At 62.3% G+C, this 18658-nt stretch carries 14 protein-coding genes; 12 read left to right on the top strand and 2 right to left on the bottom strand.

The annotated features are described in order from the left end of the window. Positions 1 to 81 precede the first annotated feature (81 nt). The 7 genes from BMY30_RS02045 (at position 82) to BMY30_RS02015 (ending at position 6404) form a co-directional block, all read left to right on the top strand. A complete protein-coding gene (locus BMY30_RS02045; protein ID WP_089710092.1) occupies positions 82 to 384 on the top strand; it encodes an urease subunit gamma in 303 nt (100 codons plus the stop codon). A 10-nt stretch (positions 385 to 394) separates the two neighbouring features. Further along, positions 395 to 712, top strand: coding sequence for an urease subunit beta (locus BMY30_RS02040; protein ID WP_089710090.1), 318 nt, complete (start codon positions 395 to 397; stop codon positions 710 to 712). After that, on the top strand, positions 712 to 2415 hold the full coding sequence (gene ureC, locus BMY30_RS02035; protein WP_089710088.1) for an urease subunit alpha: 1704 nt from the start codon (positions 712 to 714) through the stop codon (positions 2413 to 2415). Before BMY30_RS02040 ends, ureC begins: the two co-directional genes overlap by 1 nt. Before the next feature lie 254 nt (positions 2416 to 2669). Next, complete coding sequence (ureE, locus tag BMY30_RS02030) at positions 2670 to 3170, top strand: urease accessory protein UreE (RefSeq protein ID WP_089710086.1); 501 nt, start codon at positions 2670 to 2672, stop codon at positions 3168 to 3170. Further along, positions 3160 to 3876 (top strand): urease accessory protein UreF, encoded by a 717-nt coding sequence (locus tag BMY30_RS02025; protein ID WP_089710084.1) that lies wholly within the window; start codon positions 3160 to 3162, stop codon positions 3874 to 3876. Before ureE ends, BMY30_RS02025 begins: the two co-directional genes overlap by 11 nt. 10 nt (positions 3877 to 3886) lie before the next feature. Further along, entirely contained in the window at positions 3887 to 4525 is a 639-nt protein-coding gene (ureG, locus tag BMY30_RS02020; RefSeq protein WP_089710082.1) for an urease accessory protein UreG, read from the top strand. 448 nt (positions 4526 to 4973) lie between these two features. Further along, entirely contained in the window at positions 4974 to 6404 is a 1431-nt protein-coding gene (locus BMY30_RS02015) for a phospholipase D-like domain-containing protein (RefSeq protein WP_089710081.1), read from the top strand. A 25-nt stretch (positions 6405 to 6429) separates the two neighbouring features. Here BMY30_RS02015 and BMY30_RS02010 read toward each other — a convergent pair whose 3' ends face one another. Then, positions 6430 to 7359, bottom strand: a complete 930-nt coding sequence (locus BMY30_RS02010; RefSeq protein ID WP_089710079.1) for a YihY/virulence factor BrkB family protein — start codon at positions 7357 to 7359, stop codon at positions 6430 to 6432. A gap of 115 nt (positions 7360 to 7474) precedes the next feature. Here BMY30_RS02010 and BMY30_RS02005 point away from each other — a divergent pair, with 115 nt between their 5' ends. Further along, on the top strand, positions 7475 to 8023 hold the full coding sequence (locus BMY30_RS02005; RefSeq protein ID WP_089710077.1) for a YqhA family protein: 549 nt from the start codon (positions 7475 to 7477) through the stop codon (positions 8021 to 8023). A gap of 47 nt (positions 8024 to 8070) precedes the next feature. On the opposite strand, the gene BMY30_RS02000 is transcribed toward BMY30_RS02005, so the two are convergent. Then, the gene (locus BMY30_RS02000; RefSeq protein ID WP_170840046.1) at positions 8071 to 9630 is read right to left on the bottom strand and encodes a GAF domain-containing sensor histidine kinase; all 1560 of its coding nucleotides are present in this window, start codon (positions 9628 to 9630) and stop codon (positions 8071 to 8073) included. Between the two features lie 235 nt (positions 9631 to 9865). On the opposite strand from BMY30_RS02000, the gene BMY30_RS01995 reads away from it, so the two are divergent. Genes BMY30_RS01995 through BMY30_RS01980 form a run of 4 tightly spaced genes read left to right on the top strand, consistent with a single transcriptional unit; the run spans position 9866 to position 18654 of the window. Next, the gene (locus tag BMY30_RS01995; protein WP_089710073.1) at positions 9866 to 12532 is read left to right on the top strand and encodes a CHASE2 domain-containing protein; all 2667 of its coding nucleotides are present in this window, start codon (positions 9866 to 9868) and stop codon (positions 12530 to 12532) included. Next, entirely contained in the window at positions 12507 to 12890 is a 384-nt protein-coding gene (locus BMY30_RS01990) for a response regulator (RefSeq protein WP_089710071.1), read from the top strand. The genes BMY30_RS01995 and BMY30_RS01990 overlap by 26 nt, the downstream gene beginning before the upstream one ends. After that, on the top strand, positions 12890 to 16102 hold the full coding sequence (locus tag BMY30_RS01985; protein ID WP_089710070.1) for a poly-gamma-glutamate biosynthesis protein PgsC/CapC: 3213 nt from the start codon (positions 12890 to 12892) through the stop codon (positions 16100 to 16102). Before BMY30_RS01990 ends, BMY30_RS01985 begins: the two co-directional genes overlap by 1 nt. After that, the gene (locus BMY30_RS01980; protein ID WP_089710068.1) at positions 16099 to 18654 is read left to right on the top strand and encodes a hypothetical protein; all 2556 of its coding nucleotides are present in this window, start codon (positions 16099 to 16101) and stop codon (positions 18652 to 18654) included. The genes BMY30_RS01985 and BMY30_RS01980 overlap by 4 nt, the downstream gene beginning before the upstream one ends. Positions 18655 to 18658 lie beyond the last annotated feature (4 nt).

Here is an 18658-nt window from a genome sequence, read left to right as displayed (position 1 = left end):
AGGCACTGATCGCCGTGCAAGTACGGCTCCCACAAGCGGCATGGATGCCCAGTCGCGTCTATTTACAGAGGAGAGGATTGCATGGAACTGACCCCCAGAGACAAGGACAAGCTGCTGCTCTTCTCGGCGGCACAGTTGGCCGAGCGGCGACGCGCCCGGGGCCTCAAGCTCAACTACCCCGAGGCGGTGGCCTTGATCAGTTTCGAGATCCTGGAAGGCGCGAGGGACGGGCGCAGCGTGGCGGACCTGATGAGCTACGGCCGCGAGATCCTGACCCGCGACGACGTCATGGAGGGGGTGGCCGAGATGGTCGAGGACGTCCAAGTCGAGGCGACCTTTCCCGATGGCACCAAGCTGGTCACGGTCCATACCCCCATCGTATGAGGAGATCGACATGATTCCAGGAGAGTACCGACTGCAGGATAGCGAGATCGCACTCTGTGAGGGGCGTGAGCGGATTAGCGTCGAGGTCGCCAACACCGGCGACCGGCCGATCCAGGTGGGTTCCCACTACCACTTCGCCGAGGCCAATCCGGCCCTGACTTTTGACCGAGACAAGGCACGTGGCTTTCGCCTCGACGTGGCGGCCGGTACCGCCATCCGTTTCGAGCCCGGCCAGTCGCGAGAGGTGACGCTGATTCCCTATGTCGGGCGGCGCCATATCTACGGTTTTCGCGGTGCCGTCATGGGCAGCCTTGAGGACGACACCTGATGAAGATTTCGAGACAAGCCTATGCCGACATGTACGGCCCGACCGTCGGCGACCGGGTGCGCCTGGGCGATACCGAGCTATGGATCGAAGTGGAGCGCGACGCCACGCACTACGGCGACGAGGTGAAGTTCGGCGGCGGCAAGGTGATTCGCGATGGCATGGGTCAAAGTCAGCGCCATGACGATGCGGTCATGGATACCGTCATCACCAATGCCTTGATCCTCGACTGGTGGGGGATCGTCAAGGCCGATGTGGGACTCCAGGGGGGGCGCATCGCCGCCATCGGCAAGGCCGGCAACCCGGATACCCAGCCGGATGTGGAGATCGTCATCGGCCCGGGTACCGAGATCATCGCCGGGGAGGGCAAGATCCTCACTGCCGGTGCCCTGGATGCCCATATCCACTTCATCTGCCCCCAGCTGGTGGAAGAGGCGCTGATGAGCGGCATCACCACCATGCTGGGGGGCGGGACCGGCCCGGCGACGGGCTCCAACGCCACCACCTGCACCCCCGGCGAGTGGCATCTGGGCAAGATGCTCCAGGCCGTCGACGACATGCCGATGAACATCGGCTTTCTCGGCAAGGGCAATGCCAGCCTGCCCGAGGCGCTGGAGGCCCAGCTCGAGGCCGGGGCCATGGGGCTAAAGCTCCATGAGGACTGGGGGACCACGCCGGCCTCCATCGATAACTGCCTCTCCGTCGCCGACGCCTACGACGTGCAGGTGGCGATCCATACCGACACCCTGAACGAGTCGGGCTTCGTGGAGGATACCCTGGCGGCCTTCAAGGAACGCTGCATCCACACTTATCACACCGAGGGCGCCGGGGGCGGTCATGCCCCGGATATCATCACCGCCTGCGCGAAGCCCTATGTGTTGCCGTCATCCACCAACCCGACGCGACCTTATACCGTTAACACAATCGATGAGCATCTCGATATGCTCATGGTGTGCCACCACCTGGATCCGAAGATCCCCGAAGACGTGGCCTTCGCCGACTCGCGCATCCGCCGCGAGACCATCGCCGCCGAGGACATCCTCCACGACCTGGGCGTGATCTCCATGATCGCTTCGGATTCCCAAGCCATGGGACGGGTAGGGGAATCGGTCTGCCGAACCTGGCAAACCGCCCACAAGATGAAGGTACAGCGCGGCCTCTTGCCAGAGGACGAAGCCCTGGGTGCCGACAACTTCCGCGCTCGGCGCTATATCGCCAAGTACACCATCAACCAGGCCATCACCCATGGCATCAGCCACGAGGTGGGGTCGGTGGAGGTAGGCAAGCTGGCCGACCTGGTGCTCTGGAAACCGGCCTTCTTCGGTACCAAGCCGGCCATGATCCTCAAGGGGGGCATGATCGCCGCGGCGCCGATGGGTGACCCCAATGCCTCGATCCCCACGCCCCAGCCGGTACATTACCGCTACATGTTCGGAGCCTTCGGCCGGGCAGCGAACCAGAGCCGGTTGACCTTCGTCAGCCAGGCGGCGCTGGACGCCGGCATCAAGGAGCGGCTGGGCCTGCGGAGCCACTTGTCGGCGTGTCGTGATGTCCGGCAGGTGAGAAAAGACGATATGAAGTTCAACGACGCCTGCCCTGAACTCAGCGTCGACCCCCAGACCTACGAGGTGCACTGCGATGGCGAGTTGCTGACCTGCGAACCGGCCACTGAGCTCCCCCTGGCCCAGCGTTACCACTTGTTCTGAACAGTTGAAGAGATACATCACCATGGCCGCACTCCGTGTTCACCACACCACACGCCCGAAACCCTGGGGTCCCGACCGGTCTCCTGCGGTCGGAAAGACGGCACATCCCTGTACCGGCTTTCCTCGATCTTCATCCCTGAAGATCGACCGTATCGTCTCGGCCGGGCCCTCAGCGGTCGTGCGAGGTGGCTCAACGGTGTACGGCCTGTCGGTGGTCACTGTTCCTGATTACCCGATAAACCAGGACACCTGACATGCTGAAATTGACCGAACGCCTGGGCCCCATAGCGGAGAGCCAGGCTGATGACACCCTGACCTTGCCCTTCGATCAGCGCGTGCTGGGTCGCCTCAAGGCGGTCAGCGATACCGGTTGTCAGCTTGGACTCTTTCTGGATCGCGGGCCGGTGCTAAGCGACGGTGAGGGATTGCGTGCCGATAACGGCGAGGTCGTGCGTGTCCGGGCGGCCGTCGAACCGGTGGTCACCGCCCGTATCGAAGCGGGACTTCCGCTGTCGCGGCTGGCCTACCACCTGGGCAACCGTCATGTGCAACTGGCACTGGGCGAGGACGAAGAGGGCGGATTTGTGCGCTTCCCGCCGGACCATGTGCTGGAGGAACTCGCCGAGCGCCTGGGTGCGCGACTATCGCATCACCAGGCCCCCTTCGATCCGGAACCGGGTGCGTACAGCCATGGCCATGATCACCATCATGAGCCTGACCGTAAGCAAGAACGTGAGCAAGAGCATGCGCATTGAGATCGACGAGACGGCAGGGCAAAGCGATGAGTTGGCGCTGCTCGGGTTGCTGCAACTGGTGAGCCCGGCGCTACCGATCGGCGCCTTCGCCTTCTCTCAAGGGCTGGAGAGCGCTTTCGAGCTGGGCTGGGTCTCGGACGAGGCGAGCCTCGGCGAGTGGCTGAACGGTGTGCTGGAGGATGGCCTCACTCGCTGCGAGTTGCCGGTACTGGCTCGCTTGATGACGGCCTGGGCGGTCGGCGACGGCGAATCGATCGTCTGGTGGGATACCTGGTTGGCCGCCAACCGTGAGACGGCCGAGCTGGCCGCCGAGGATAGCCGTCTAGGCGCGTCGCTCACTCGCCTTCTGGATAGTCTGGGGCTTCTGCCTCCGGGACCTTCAAGAGTGTCACCGGAGCTGCCGGCGGGTGCCGGCTACGTCACCGTCTTCGCCTGGACGGCCCATGTCCGTGGTGTCTCCCGCCGCCAGGCGCTGCCGGGCTTTGCCTGGGCCTGGCTGGAGAACCAGCTTGCCGTCGCCTGCAAGGCCTTGCCGCTGGGCCATACCGCCGCCCAGCGACTGGTGGAGCGGCTGCGCCCGGCACTGTTAGCCGCCGTGGAGGAGGCCTTGGTACTTGATGATGACGACCTGGGCCCTGTCTTGCCGGGCCTGGCGTTGGCCAGCGGCCTGCATGAAACCCAGTATTCACGCCTGTTCAGAAGCTAGGAGAAAAGAAATGACCCATTGCCTGCGTATCGGCGTCGGAGGCCCTGTGGGCTCCGGAAAGACGGCATTGCTCAAGCAGCTCTGCCTGGCGCTGCGCGACCACTATGACATCGCCGTGGTCACCAACGACATCTACACCCGCGAGGACGCCGACTTTCTGCTCAAGCATGAGGCGCTGCCCGCGGACCGCATCCTCGGCGTAGAGACCGGTGGCTGCCCGCATACCGCGATCCGTGAGGATGCCTCGATGAACCTCGCCGCCATTGACGAGCTTCAGGAGCGCCACCCGGGACTGGAACTTGTGCTGGTCGAATCCGGCGGCGACAACCTCTCGGCCACCTTCAGCCCCGAACTCTCGGACTTGACTCTCTACGTGATCGACGTCTCGGCCGGCGACAAGATCCCGCGCAAGGGTGGGCCAGGGATCACCAAGTCGGATCTGCTGATTATCAACAAGATTGACATCGCCGAGCAGGTCCATGCGTCGCTCGAGGTGATGGATCATGACTCGAAAAAGATGCGCGGCGAACGTCCGTTCGTGTTCACCAACCTCTATGACGGTGTCGGCCTAGAGGAAGTCATCCGCTTCATCCTTGATCGGGGAATGTTGCCGGAGCGGCGCCCCAGGGGCGAGGCCGCCACCGCCTGACACCCCATACCCAATGTGCCATCAGGCAATCGCCACTTCCTTGCAAGGAGAATAACCATGACGCTTCGTCACAATTCACTTTCTCGCTTAGTTCCCTGCGCAACCCCAATGCTACTGCCGGCCACTAACGCCCTGGCCCATTCGGGTCATGGCGCTCCCTCGGTGCATGCCCATACCGGCAGCCCATCGATGCTGGTTGTCCTAGGTATTGTCGTTCTGGGAATAGCCTCCGTCGCGGGGTTAGCGCGCCTCATCCTGAGCCGTCGTCGACTGCGCTGACAGGGCTGAACTACCCTGTACCGTTACTAGGTGCGTCGGGCCTCGGTCGGGCGCACTACTTTCTGCCAGACCTGTCGCTATGCTGGTCTTGAGGATTTCCGATAGGGTGGCATGACGGACTGGGGAAGTCATGGACGACATGGGCGAGCGGGCGCAGGGGAGGCGGCGAATGTGGCCATGGATCGTGATGGCGTTGCTGGTGGCATGGGCTGGCATGGGCACCTGGCAGCGCGTCAAGCCGTTACCCGAGGGCGTGTCGCGGGCTTTCCCGGAACGCGGCGCCGACGAGGTACGCTTTCTCGCCGACGAGACCTGGTATGCCCCGTCGGGGGAGCGCCATATCCGGCAGGAGATCTTCGACGAAGTATTGGTGATGATCAATCAGGCCCGGCGCCTGGTGGTGCTGGACATGTTTCTCTTCAACGACTTCGCCGGTGCCGCCGACAATCAGGCATTCAGACCGCTATCGACGCAGGTCAGCGATGCCCTGATCGAGCAGAAGGGCCGTCACCCTGACCTTGAGGCGGTGGTGATCACCGACCCGCTCAATATCCTCTATGGGGGACTCGAGCTCGACCATTTTCAGGCCCTGCGCGATGCCGGCGTACAAGTGGTAATTACCGACCTGAATCGGCTGCGAGCTTCCAATCCGCTCTGGTCGGGGATCTGGCACCTGGGCCCGCGTTGGCTCGGCAACGCGAGCGACGGCGGCTGGCTGCCCAATGTGCTGGGTCCGGGTCGAGTGCCGCTACGCAGCTACCTGGCCTTGCTCAACTTCAATGCCAATCACCGCAAGACCCTGGTGGTGGACCATGGGGATAGTTGGGCGGGACTGATCACCTCCGCCAACCCTCACGATGCCAGCAGCCTGCACGGTAACGTGGCGTTGCGTTTCGAGGGGGCGGCGGCACTGGACCTGCTGGCCTCGGAGCGCCCGGTGGCTGGCTGGTCGGGAGTAAACCTGGGCGGCCTGGCATCTCCCGTTGTCGAGGAACAGTCACTCGAGCAGGCCAGGCTCCAGGTACTGACCGAGGGCGCGATCCGTGATGCCCTGCTGGCCGCCATCCAGACGAGCGTGGAAGGTGACCGGCTGGATATCGCCGTCTTCTATTTGGCCCATCGGGAAGTCATCGCCGCGCTGGTGGCGGCCCACTCCCGTGGCGTGGTCCTGCGTGTGTTGCTCGATCCCAACAGCGATGCCTTCGGGCTGGAGAAGGGGGGGATCCCCAATCGCCCCGTGGCCGAGGAACTCCACGAGGTCAGCATCCCGGTACGTTGGTGTGTCAGCCGTGGCGAGCAGTGCCACAGCAAGCTGCTGCTGCACCGGCCAGCCGAGCCAGGTAATGAGGCCACGATGATCCTCGGCTCTGCCAACTTCACACGGCGCAATCTGGATGATCTCAATCTGGAGACCAGCGTGCGCCTGTTCGGCCCCGCCGAGACGCCGGCCCTGCTCGACGCCACGGCCTTCTTCGAACGTCGCTGGCAAAGTATGCCGCAGCGGATCACCAGCGAACCCTACGAGGCTCACGGCGACACCTCCGCCTGGCAGCGCTTGCGCTATCGGGTCATGGAGGCGTCGGGGCTCTCTACCTTCTGACAGCTGAAGGCTCTCTACCTTCTGACTAGTCGACGTGAGTCACGGCCTGATGGCGAGGATCGACGTGCCAGGGCAGGCCGAGGCGGGCATTGCGCTCCAACTCAGCGATTACCTGTGCCCCGAGCAGCAGGATGATGGCACCTACCTCCAGGCTCAGCAGCACGACCACTAGGGTAGCCAGGGAGCCGTACACCGCGTTGACCAGCGAGATGTTGGCAAAGTAGAAGACCAGCAGCAGGCGCACGCCTTCCCACAGCAGGGCGGCGACGAAACCGCCCACCAGCGCGCGACGCAGGGCGATGTTGACCACGGGCAGGACCTTGTAGATGGCGCTGAACAGCAGGAAGACGCCGAGGAAGCTGGTCAGGTTGAGCATCGGCTCGGAGAGCCCTGCCAGCGGCAGTTCGCGTTCGAACAGCGCCAACCACAAGGCATTCACCGAACTGACCAAGGTCACCAGCAGGGTCAAGGCCATCAGGCCCGCCCCCAGAACCACCATGAAAGCATAGGGCAGCAACACCGAGACCCAGGCACTGCGGCCATGGGGGTGCGTGTCCGGGGCATGGAAGATGATCGCCAGGGCATCCTCAAGCATGCGAAAGGCGAAAGAGCTGAACAGCAGCAGCACGGGAAAGCCCAGGATGCCGATCACATCTCGCGAATCGAGCAGGGTGCGGACTGCGTCGAGCAGGACTTCGGCATGGGCGGGGGCCAGATGGCGCGCCTGGATGGTAAGCACCTCGAGCAGGTGCGCCTCGTCGACCACGCCAGCCAGCAGCACCACCAGCAGCGAAAACAACGGCACGATGGAGAGCAGAATGTTATAACCCACGCCGCCGGCCAGCAGGATGCCGCGGTTGCGAAAGAAGGCGCACAGCACGCGCCACAGGAAGCGCAGAATACGTGGCAGCAAGCTGGAAATCAGACGTCGTAAGCGAACTGGTGATGATGTCATCGGGGCTGCCGTGCGAGAGGACTTGCGCCATCATAGGCGCACCCGGCGTCGTCAGGTCAAACCCCGTTCCCGGCGATGCCCCAATCGATAGTCTTGAATACCCAAGGAGAGAGTCATGGATCCGGATTCCCGGCCCGAGCGCAAGACGAGACGTAGCCAACTCGAGCGTCGCTTCGAGGCCTTCCTCTGGAGTTCGCGCTTGATGGTCCTTTTGGCCGTGGTACCGGCGCTGCTGGGGGCCCTGATGCTCTTTATCATCGCCAGCCTGGATATCTTTTCGGTAGTGGCCGATGCCTGGCGGCACTATACCGGTGGTGGCCCCGATATCCACAAGAGCGTGGTCACCGATATCGTTGTTGCCGTGGATATCTACCTGATCGCCCTGGTGCTGATGATCTTCGGCCTGGGGGTCTACAAGCTCTTCGTCTCGCGTATCGAGCCCGTCGAGGGACGTGACCCCCAGCACCCCTTCAATGTCAGCTCCCTCGACCAGCTCAAAGACAAGATCGCACGGGTAGTCATCCTGGCCGTGATCATCGAGTTCTTCCGGGCCGTGGTGGGGATCAGCTTCGATACTCCGCTGGATGCCATCTACCTGGCGCTGTCCGTGCTGGCCCTGGCCCTGGCCCTCTACCTGATGGCGCTGGCGCACAAGCAGGAATAAGCGAAGGTCTGATCGGGCAGCTGGATTCCAGAAGCTGCGATGACAGCTTATCCCAACGCTGTCATCGGCAGATCGACGTGAAAAGCTGTCCCCTCGTGCGGTTGTGAATCGAAATCGACACGGCCATGCATCCCCTCGACGTAGGCCTTCACCAGGGCAAGTCCGAGTCCTGTGCCCGGCCTTTTCTTGTCGCTGTTCTGCGCCTGGCTGAACTTCTCGAAGAGGTAGGGCTTGAACTCCTCGGGAATGCCTGGACCGCGGTCGATGATGCTAATGCGTGCCCGGCTGTCACTGTCATGGCTTTTCTCGAGACGATGGGCCTCGATTGTCACGATCCCGTCGGGGGGGGAGAACTTGATCGCGTTGGATAGGAGATTGGTCAGCACCTGCTGCAGGCGGTCGGGGTCTGCGAGCACCGCCTCTTGTGGTGCTTCGCCCAGCTGCAGCCTGACACCGTGCTTATGGGCGAAGCCCTGGTTGGTGGTTAGGGCCTCGTTAAGTACGTCATCGAGATGAAGTGGCTTTATTCTGAAGTCGACCTTGCCCAGTTCCGCCTTTTCGAGATCGAGAAACTCCGTGACCAGCCTTACCAGACGTTGGCTGTTGCGCTGGGCTAGGGAAGCCATCTCCGCCACCGGCTCCGGGACCGGCCCGGCCATGCCAGAGGTGATCACCGACAGGGCGCCATCAATGGAGCCTAGAGGCGTACGCAGCTCATGGCTCACCGTGGAGATAAGCTCCCGCTGGGCGCGCTCGATCGCCTTGCGTTCGCTGATGTCGCGCACCACGCTGGCGAACACGGGCACGGCGGTCCTGATGATCTGAATGCGTATCTCTACCGGATAGAGCAAGCCACCCTTGCGCCGCCGCAACTGCTCGCTGATGACGACCTCTTTTTCACCCTGGCGCAAGGGACGAAGCAGTGCTTCGAGTGCTTCTCTATCAAGTTCCGGCATCATGTCAAGGGGCGTGGTTTCCTTCAGGGCGTCGATGTCGATATCGAGCTCATCCAGGGCGCTGTCGTTGGCATAGACATAGTGCAGGCTGTCCATATCGAAAAGCGCCACCTCTTCCGACATGGCGTCGAGCACCGAGCCCAACCAGGCGAACTTGGCCTGCTGACGGCGTGTGCTGAGCAGCGTCTCGACCAGCTGGGCCAGGGCATTGATGGCCTCCATCTGCTCTGGTGCTAGCTGGCGGGGTTTGCGGTCCATCACGCATAGCGTGCCTAAGGCTTGGCCCTCGGCACTTTGGATGGGCTTGCCGGCATAGAAGCGGGCCTGGAAGTCGCCTTCAACGAAGGGGTTGTCGTGAAAGCGCGGGTCCTGGCTTGCGTCAGGCACTTCCATGATGTCCTCGCCGAGAATGGCATGGCCGCAGAAGCTCTCTTCGCGGTCGGACTCCTGTAGCTCCATGCCGTAGGTAGACTTGAACCACTGACGGCGGGAATCGATCAGCGCAATGAACGCATAGGGGGTGTCGCAAATTTTCGCCGCCAAGGTCGTGATGTTGTCGAACACCTGCTCGCTTGGCGTATCGAGTATGTAATGGTCGGCGAGACTGGCAAGTCGCGCGGCTTCATTGGCGGGCAGGCTAGGCTTTTGCATCACGAAATTCCATTGGCTACTCATCGGACTGCCCCGGCATCGGGGCTGGCGGCATGCCCGCGACTGTAGCGCAGCCGACGGAATTCCCCCAATCGCGAGGTGTTGTAGGGCTGTTGAAACACCGTCGAATGTGGCCGTTTTTTCAGCATTATACCGTTGTGTGACAGCGCTCCCGCCTTCGATTTGGTTTGATAGCAGGGTAGAGTCAGTAGCCCCTCATCCAGGTTTTACGCATATGCTTCTGGCTCCCTTGAACCGCTGGCGTCTTGCCGGTCCCTGGATTGCGCTGATCAGCCTCGTGGCGATCTGGCTGGCGAGTGCCTTGGGTGTCTTCCAGCTTCCCGATGCCTGGATGTACTGGCAGTTCCATCGACTCAACCCGGTAGACAAGCCCACACCCCAGGTACTCCTGGTGGAAGCCGATTTCGAGCAGCGCCAGTATGCGGAGTGGTTTGGCCTTGTCGAGCGGCTGGAGCAGTTCGAGCCCGCCAGCATCGGCCTTCTTCGCGAGCCTGCCGAACTGTCCGAGACACAGCTGGCAAGATTGCGCGAGGCTGGTGTGGTGATCGGCCAGACGGCTGCGCAGGCATCTGACGAGAACCTCGTCCTGACACTGCCGCCCTCCCAGGCCCTGGATAGCCTGGGCGTGCACAGACCCCAGGTCGTGGACGATGGTGAACGCTATATCACTACCGAGGCGGCGGTGGTGAGCAGGGCAGAGAACACTACGGTTGCCGAGAATGCCTTCCTGGTCGACTTTCGCCCGGGCGAGAACTACCTTCCGGTGATCCAGATAGACCGGGTGCTGCGAGGCGACCTTACCCGGGATCTGGTCGGTGGTCGCGTGGTGCTGGTGGGCCGAAGCATCGACCCGACCAACCCGCCGCTGATCACCCCCCTGCCTGAAGAGGCGAATGTTTCCCGACTGGTGTATGCCGGCTACACGGTGGATACCCTCCTGCGGGACCAGCCGCTGCGCACGACGAGCTGGTGGCAGAATCTGCTGCTGTCATTTGCCGTGCTGGCGGCGGCGGCACTGCTGTACTTCCGCCTGGGGGTGCGTCGCTCGCTGGGTATTGCCATCGGTGGCGCAACGACCCTGTTCGTGGCCGGCTGGCTGTGCCTGCATTTTCTGGGCATCGTTCTGCCCGTGGCAGAGTTGATCGCCCTTCACCTGCTGCTCTGGTATCTACTGTCCCGGCGTGAGCAGCGACTCGAGTCGGCGACCGTTCAAAAGCTGCTGCGTGCCAGCAGCAGTCGCTTGCATGATCGCCTGCTGCCTTCGGACTTCAATGCAAGCCAGGACCCCTGGGGGCAGATCGTCCTGCTCACCACCCAGATATTGAATCTCGACCGGGCCATCCTGCTCGAGCGCCATGGCTCCGCCAAGCATCTGCGGGAGGTGAAGGCGTATCGTTGCTCGATCGATGACATCGACGAGCGTCGCCGCGACGTCGAGCGACCTCCCTATTCCACGGCTTTGGAAGAGGGCGGGCCCGTCGTGCTTTCTAAGACGTTCCTGAAGAATCCAGTGCCGGGCAGTCGCCAGTTCATCGTGTCGCTGGAATTCAACGGACAGCTACAGGGGTTTTTATGCGGCGAAGTGGCAGGGGAAACCCTTGAGCACAATCCGCTTTATCTGCCCCTGCTACGCGACTTCAGCAACCAGATCGGTGAGCTTCTCCATCAGCGCCAGCTGTGGCAGGCCCGTCAGCGTAGCGAGGCCAGCCATTGGAAGCGGCTGATGCGGCTTGATTCGGTCGAGTCCGAATACAACTCCCTGAGCGAGGTATCGCAGCTGTTCGAGCGCCGTCTCGCGCTTCTGGAAAACGTTTTCAACTCCCTTCACACCAGCACCATTCTCTACGACCTCTTCGGTCAGGTGATGCAGGTCAATCGCAAGATGGAAGAGCTGATCAGGCGCTCGGGGCTTTCCGTCTTCACCATGACGGCCGCCGATCTCATATCGACACTCGGCGGAATGTCCCTTTCGGTGGCGCGGGAGCATCTTCAGCACATGGTACTGACCGACGAGAGCCTGACCTTTGCCGCGAACCTGCCTGGCGTACAGGGGGCCTTCTCACTCAACGTTCGGCCTCTGAAGGGTGCCGAGGACCAGGCCTCGAGCCAGGCTGCGACCCCCTTCCGGATCCACGGCTTCCTGCTCGAGCTGGTGGATATTACCCATCTGGTGCGCCTTGAGCGATGGAAGGACGAGCTCGGCAACAAGATCAATGCGGAGCTTCGCAATCAGTTGGAGGCGGCGCTGCTGGCCGCCGAGCTGGGCCGCATGGAGGATGTGGCAGCAGCGGACAAGGCGGCATTCGGGGAGCTCGTCGAGCGCAAGTTGCAACAGATGTCGCGAACCCTGACGCGTTCCCAGGGCATCATCAATGCGGTCCAGGACATCAGCCGGCTGTCGGACTTTCCGGTCAACGTCACTGCCCTGGCCGAGGACCTGGCCTGGCGCTGGAAGCCGCGCCTTGTCTCCCGTGAGCTTGCCTTCGAGCTCGATAGGCCCCCCTTCAATGCCTTTGTGCGAGTGGACGTGACCCAGATCGAGAATGCCCTGGATGCCGTCGTTGTGGTGCTGGCCGATGACGCAAGCCCCGGGGGCGTGATTCGCCTGAGCCTCGAGGAAAGGCACGCAGACGACACCTTCTGGACCACCTTCATCTTCGAGAACACCGGCTACGGCATGCCTGAAGAACGCCTACAGGCGGCCATGAAGGGCTCAGTGCGCGTCACCACCCCTGCCATGCACCGTCTGCGACAGGCCGTAAAGCAGGTGACTCTCTGGGGTGGCGAACTGAACGCGACAACCGCCATCGGCCAGGGCATACGTTTCGAAATACGACTACCGGGATTTTCATTAGATGACGAACTCGCAAACGACCAGTAAGCGCATCCTCCTCGTTGATGACGATGCCGATGTGGCACAGCTTCTCGGTTTCGTGCTGCGCCGGGCGGGCTTTCAGGTGACACATGCGCCTAGTGCCAGACGGGCCATGGAAGAGGTGACCAGCGACAGGGTGCCCGACCTCTTCATTCTGGACCTGTGGATGCCAGAGCTAGACGGTGAATATCTGCTCCGCTGGCTCAGGGAAGAGCAGAAGCTCGAGCAACCCATCCTGATGCTCACCGGCACCGTGCGACCGGGGCTCGATGATGAGTTGAAGGCCGCAGGCGCCAATGCCGTGGCCCACAAACCACTCGACATCCAGGCCCTTGACTCCCTGGTCAGGGGGTTTCTGGCGTAATGAACTGGGATCTACTGCCTTTTCATATCTTTCCCGAGGGCAGTCTTGCCAGTTCCGTCATCACCACCGTCTGGGTGGGGGTGGCCGTCGTTGCCTTCTTCAACCTGCGTTTCGGTTGGAGCCTTGCCGGGCTTGTCGTTCCCGGCTATCTGGTGCCGTTACTCCTGATCAAGCCATGGAGCGTGGCGGTGATCATCGGCGAGGGCATGGTCACCTATCTGGTGGTGCAGGCCGTATCGACTCTCGGCGGACGCTATCTGGGCCTTGCCGATTTCTTTGGCCGTGACCGCTTCTTTGCCCTGGTGCTGACAAGCATCATCGTGCGGGTCGTGTTCGATGCCTACTGGCTGCCCGGGCTTGGCGCCTGGGTCGATGCGAACTTCGGCCTGGATTTCGACTACGCCAACAACCTGCATAGCTTCGGCCTGATCATCGTGGCGCTGATCGCCAACAACTTCTGGAAACCGGGCCTGGTGCGCGGCACCTTCTGGCTGCTGGTGACCCTTGCCGCTACCTTCATGCTGGTGCGCTTTGGCCTGATGGAGTTGACCAACTTCTCGGCCAGCAACCTGAACTACCTCTACGAGGACGTGGCAAGCTCGATTCTCGCGAGCCCCAAGGCCTACATCATCCTTCTGACCACGGCCTTCATTGCCTCACGCATGAACCTGCACTATGCCTGGGAATTCAACGGGATCCTGATTCCCTCGCTGTTGGCGCTCCAGTGGTACCAGCCGTCCAAGCTGCTGTTGACCTTTGCCGAAGTGGGCGTGATCTTGATCGCGGTGCACCTGCTGCTCAAGCTGCCTTTCTTCGGCAACATCAACCTCTCCGGTGCCCGTAAGCTGTTCTTCTTCTTCAGTGTCGGCTTTGCCTACAAGCTGCTGCTCGGCTACGGCTTCGAGTTCTTTGCGCCCTGGATCAAGGTCACCGACTTCTTTGCCTTCGGTTATCTGATCTCGACGCTGCTCGCGCTCAAGATTCACGACAAGGACATCGGTATTCGGGTCACGCGCGCCACCCTGCAGACGTCTCTTACTGCCGTGGTGTTGGCAAGCCTGGTGGGCTTTGCCCTGAGTTTCATTCCGGCACAGCTGATCGACGATGCCACCGATACCGAGCGTCTGGTGGTACCCCCGCAGACCCAGGCCACGCTCGAGGATGTGCTGCTGCGACAGCGGGTGATCGATTACGGTGTAGTCGGACGGGAGAATCTTCCGCAACCCAGCGGTACTCAGCTTTCCCGCTTTCAGGACGCTCTCCTGGCCCTCGAGCAGTACCGGGACGAAGGAAGGCCAGAGCAGCTCGAGCAAGCCCAGCGTAGGCTCGGTGAGCTCGACTACGCCATTGGGCGGGCAGAGGATCGCTACCTTGTCCTGAGCGAGGTAGGAGAACCACGCGGCTGGGGCACCTTCGTCATCGACATCCAGCCCCAGAGCCAGCTGGTAGTCGAGATACCCGCGGCCATCGACGAGCGGGGCATTACCGAGGCGGGGTTGGCGCTGTTTCGCGACCAGCAGGCCGCTGCTCTTGCCGTGAGCAGCGTGCGCCTGCGCGAAAGTACCGTCGGCAGCAGCGATGTGACGCGCAATCCCGGGACCTTCTTTCATCAGTTTCACCAGATATTCGGCCCGCGCAATGCACTCCAGGTACGGTTGATCACACGAGCTGCGGCACGCGAGCTCCTGAGTGGTCGCGCCCCAGAGGCGTCGAATCTTCTCGCCATGCCAAGCCAGCTGCTGGTGAAACAGCAGTTGCCCGAAGACCTGCGGCTGCAATCCCTTGAAAGTCTCCTCGGTGATATGGCTCTGCGCTGGGAGTCACCTGCCATCCCCAATGTACAGCGTGAGCGTACCCGCAGCGGCTTTGCCGAGCTCTATCTGAGTCCCGATTCACTGCGCCCTCTGCTGGCCCGCAGCCACAGCCAGGGGGCATCGTCGACACCTCTGGTAACCCATGAGGGTGCCTTGAGTGACTACCTGCTTGAACACATCTCGGTGATGCGTGAAGCAGGAGGCCTTGGCTTTCGCCAACCCAGTCTCGATGAGTTGCTGTTTCTCGACCTCGAGGTGCTCAGCCCGCTGCTCGAGCTCGCTGTGAGCGGACCTCAGAGGGCATGGTCCGAAGATACATTGAACGAGCTGCGCTATCTCAATGGGCTGGCCAGGGGCCTTGGCTATCGCATCATCCACTTTCATGACCGAGCACGGGATCAGGACTACCTGATTCTGGAGAATGCCCAGGACGCGACGCCTTCCCAGCCTTGGGGCACCTTCGTGATCGGCACAGGCGTGACGTCGTCCCAGCTTGTCCAGATTCCTCGGCCGCGTTACGAGAACAATACCCTGGAGGCAGGTACCTTGCTGTTCCAGTCACTCGACGCTGGTGCGCTGCTGATTGCCGGCAGCCATCCCTTCCTTGATCCAGCGGGAGCCTCCGATGTGCTGAATCCCCGCAACCCGCGCAGCCTGTTCAATCTCGTGCATCAGGTCTTTGTGCGTGAAGCAGAAGGAGCGCCTCTGCTGATCACTCAGGTGCGCGGCATGGGCGAGCAGGCCAGCACCCGGGCCCCGAGCCTTCTGGCCTTCGAGGACGGCCTGCGCCCCGACGCTGCGCCACTGCCATTGCGTGAACGGCTGCGCGAAACCCTCGAGATCATGGGACTTGCCCCCGAAGAAGTGCGAGGCGCAGAGGAGACCGCCGGCTACGAGGTGGGAAGCAGTGCCCAGACCCGCTACCTGGCTGCCACCCGTAATGCGGATTTCGCCATCGCCTGGATCGCGCCTTCCGCCCGACGTGCCTTCGAGTTGCCATCCGACGATCGCCAGCAGCAGCTGCAGTTTCAAGCCCTGCAAATAGATACTCTGAGCGGCACTCTTGCCGAGCGAATTGAACGGCACGGCCTGGTACAGGCGCCGTTGCCGGAAAGTGTTCAGTCCCTTCTTGAGCATCATGTGCAGACTGGCGACATCGTTGCCCTACGCACGTTGCAGCATCAGGGCTATCACCTCGCCCGTGTGCTCGATCCCGACTCCCGCCAGGCTTTTCTGCTGGTAACGGACGTGGATGACGCCCGGGCCATTCTGGCCATCGCCAACCTGAACCCCTTGAGCCGTGAGGTCATCGAGCCGGCCCCAGGTCGCCTGGGCGCGGAACTCGAGAACTTCATCGCCCGCCGGGCCTTTCTTATGCGTCAGGGAGGCGGGAAATGAGGATTCTGGGTCGTCTGCTTTTATTGCTGCTATTCGCCATCGTGGCCGCCTTTCTCTACCAGCCCCTGCGATCGCTGTTTCAGGTGCCGCCTCCGGCACCTGCTGTCGTTGAGCAGCTCGACTTGACGGCTCGCTCCTCGACGGTTTATTTCCTGCCCGAGAGCGACTGGCTGACCTTTCCCGTCATCAGCCAGGCCGAGCGGTTGCGCGTCCTCACCCATACCAGTGCCGCCCCCGATACCGAACGGGAAGTGCCCCTGCGCTATACACTGGAATTTGAGCTTCTGGACGGCAACAGAACACCCCTGTATGCGGGGGACTATACCCATGAAACACATCTGCCCCGGCAACTGATCAAGGATGGAGTGGCGGTATCACGCAACCTCTATTCCGACCGGGACCTTGCCGTGGCCGCCGGTCAATCCTTCAACGTGCAGCTGGATGCGTTGCCAGGGACGGCCTATGTCCGCCTGCGTCTGAAACCACTCACGTCACCACTCGAGAATGTCGCTGTACGCGTCTATTACGAGGAGCGAATGAGCGAGAGGCGGGCGAACGTGGCGTGGGAGCGGCTGAGTCAGGACCAGAAGGTGCGCCTGGCCCAGGGTGCCATCTACCCGCCAGAGCTATTGACACGTCAGGTGCAGTTGAACCTGCTGGAGCGCCAATGGCAGCCGGTAGGGCCGCTGGGCACCAATCCTGCTCAGGGCATCCTGTTCAGCATCCTGGGGGTTGAGCCCTTCATGGACCCTGAGCTCATGCCCCGTGCCCCCGGACTCTATGCGGGGCCACAACGGCTGGGTGTGCTGCCCATCGAGACGGCGGGAAGCTTCCGTATCCAGTTCACCCCCCTTTTAGCAGATGATGGCCTCAAGCCCGAGCTTGCGCTGCGCCATGTCACCGCGCAGTTGGAAGAACCCCGAGAGGAACGGAGAACACTCACAGGCGAGCCACCGTCAAGTGAGCTGAGCCTTTCGCCGGGGCTGCTGGTCGTCACGCCGAATCAGCCCGGCATGCTCGATATCTGGCCAGTCGAGCAACCCGAGCAGAGTGTGCTACCCGAGACGCGCTATCTTCGTGCTTGGCGGGTGAGTCCGGACCTTCCGGTGCGTTTCCAGGTTCTACCCGGGAAGGATGTTCGCACCTCGCTGCGTCTGGATTTGCGCGCTTACGGCGAGGGCGAACCTCTGCCGGAAGCAAAGGGCATTCAGGCCGAGTACCGCCTGCTTGATGCCCAGGGCAGGGCAGTGGGCCAGGGAACGCTCGAGGCCAGCGTGGTGCCATCGATGATCGACCGGGTGGCCGAAACCCAGCCCGTGGCGGATCTTTCCGAGCCGGCGAGCTTCTTTCTGCGACTGCCACCCGAAGCGACTCGGCTCGAGGTGACCAGCCGCCAGACGCTACTCACCAATGCCTATACTCGTCCCGATGACCTGCCTCATCGCACTCGGGTACCGGTGGACTACTACGCCTGGCGTGGCGATGACCCGGCGCAACCGAGCTGGTTTATCCTGCAGCCTCCGGACGCTCGAGCTCAGGCAGCGCCTTCCACTGGAAAAGTGCCTTCAGCGCAAGAAGAGCCCTCAGCGCAAGAAGAGCCCTCAGCGCAAGAAGAGCCCTCAGCTGAAAAAGAGCCCTTAGCTAAAAATGAGCCCTCTGGGGAACCTGTACCAGAAACCAGCCTGGTGCTGCATATCCAGTCACGCCCCCCCGAGCGTGACCCCGAGCTTCTGGCCGGTCGCTACCAGTGGGAAGCCCTCGAGCCCCAGCTCGCCGCGCGCGGTGCCCGAATCCTGGTGCCTTTGCGCGGCGAGGAACGGCTTCGCCCCAGCGGCCTTCCCGCCTACTTCCAGCCCCTCGAGCCAGGCACCCAGACAGTGGACGTCGCCGCTCCCGGGGTTTCTCGCAGGCTCGAACCCCAGCTGATTTATTTGCGCGACGACCCAAGCCCCTTCACCTTGCGCGTCGGTATCGACGGCAGAACGGTGCGCCAGGAGCTGATCGGCAGGCGCGGTGATATCAGTCTGCCGCCGGTTTCACCTGGCTCGCATGAAGTAGTGCTTGATGCCAGCACCTCGGGAACCTGGCTGATGAACTACCGCTATCCCGATGACGCGGGTTATCTGCGCCGCATGGCCTTTCGTCTGGAAGAAGAACCGCTGCGCTATCCCGTCGACAAGCGCGAAGATGGCCAGCTCGTGGGGGCACGATTCTACTCGCTCGGCGAAGCCGGGGTCGCAAGTACGGTCCGCGTGCACATCACCCCCGATGCCCTTCCGTCAGGACCCACGCAGGAATGGACGCATCTCGAGCGTCTCTACCAGGTGACACCCACTGACGAGGAGGCCGGGGTTGGATATGTACTCGATCAACAACGCGAGCGTCTTGCACACGGCCAGCCGATCCTGATCGATCTGGGCACCGATCTGCCCGATGGGCCCATGGCGGTAGAGTTTTCGCTTGAGAGTGGCGCCCCGGGCTACCTGGTTTTCCACGAAGTCCTGCCGGGGGAATACGAGCGAACGCGCAGTTTTCGCGAGGGGGAAGAGTGATAGA

Origin of the sequence: Halomonas daqiaonensis, from assembly GCF_900109725.1 — a bacterium.
Taxonomy (GTDB): Bacteria; Pseudomonadota; Gammaproteobacteria; order Pseudomonadales; family Halomonadaceae; genus Halomonas; species Halomonas daqiaonensis.
The sequence above is the reverse complement of the archived record's forward strand: the minus strand, read 5'-3'. Positions and strand labels throughout refer to the sequence as shown.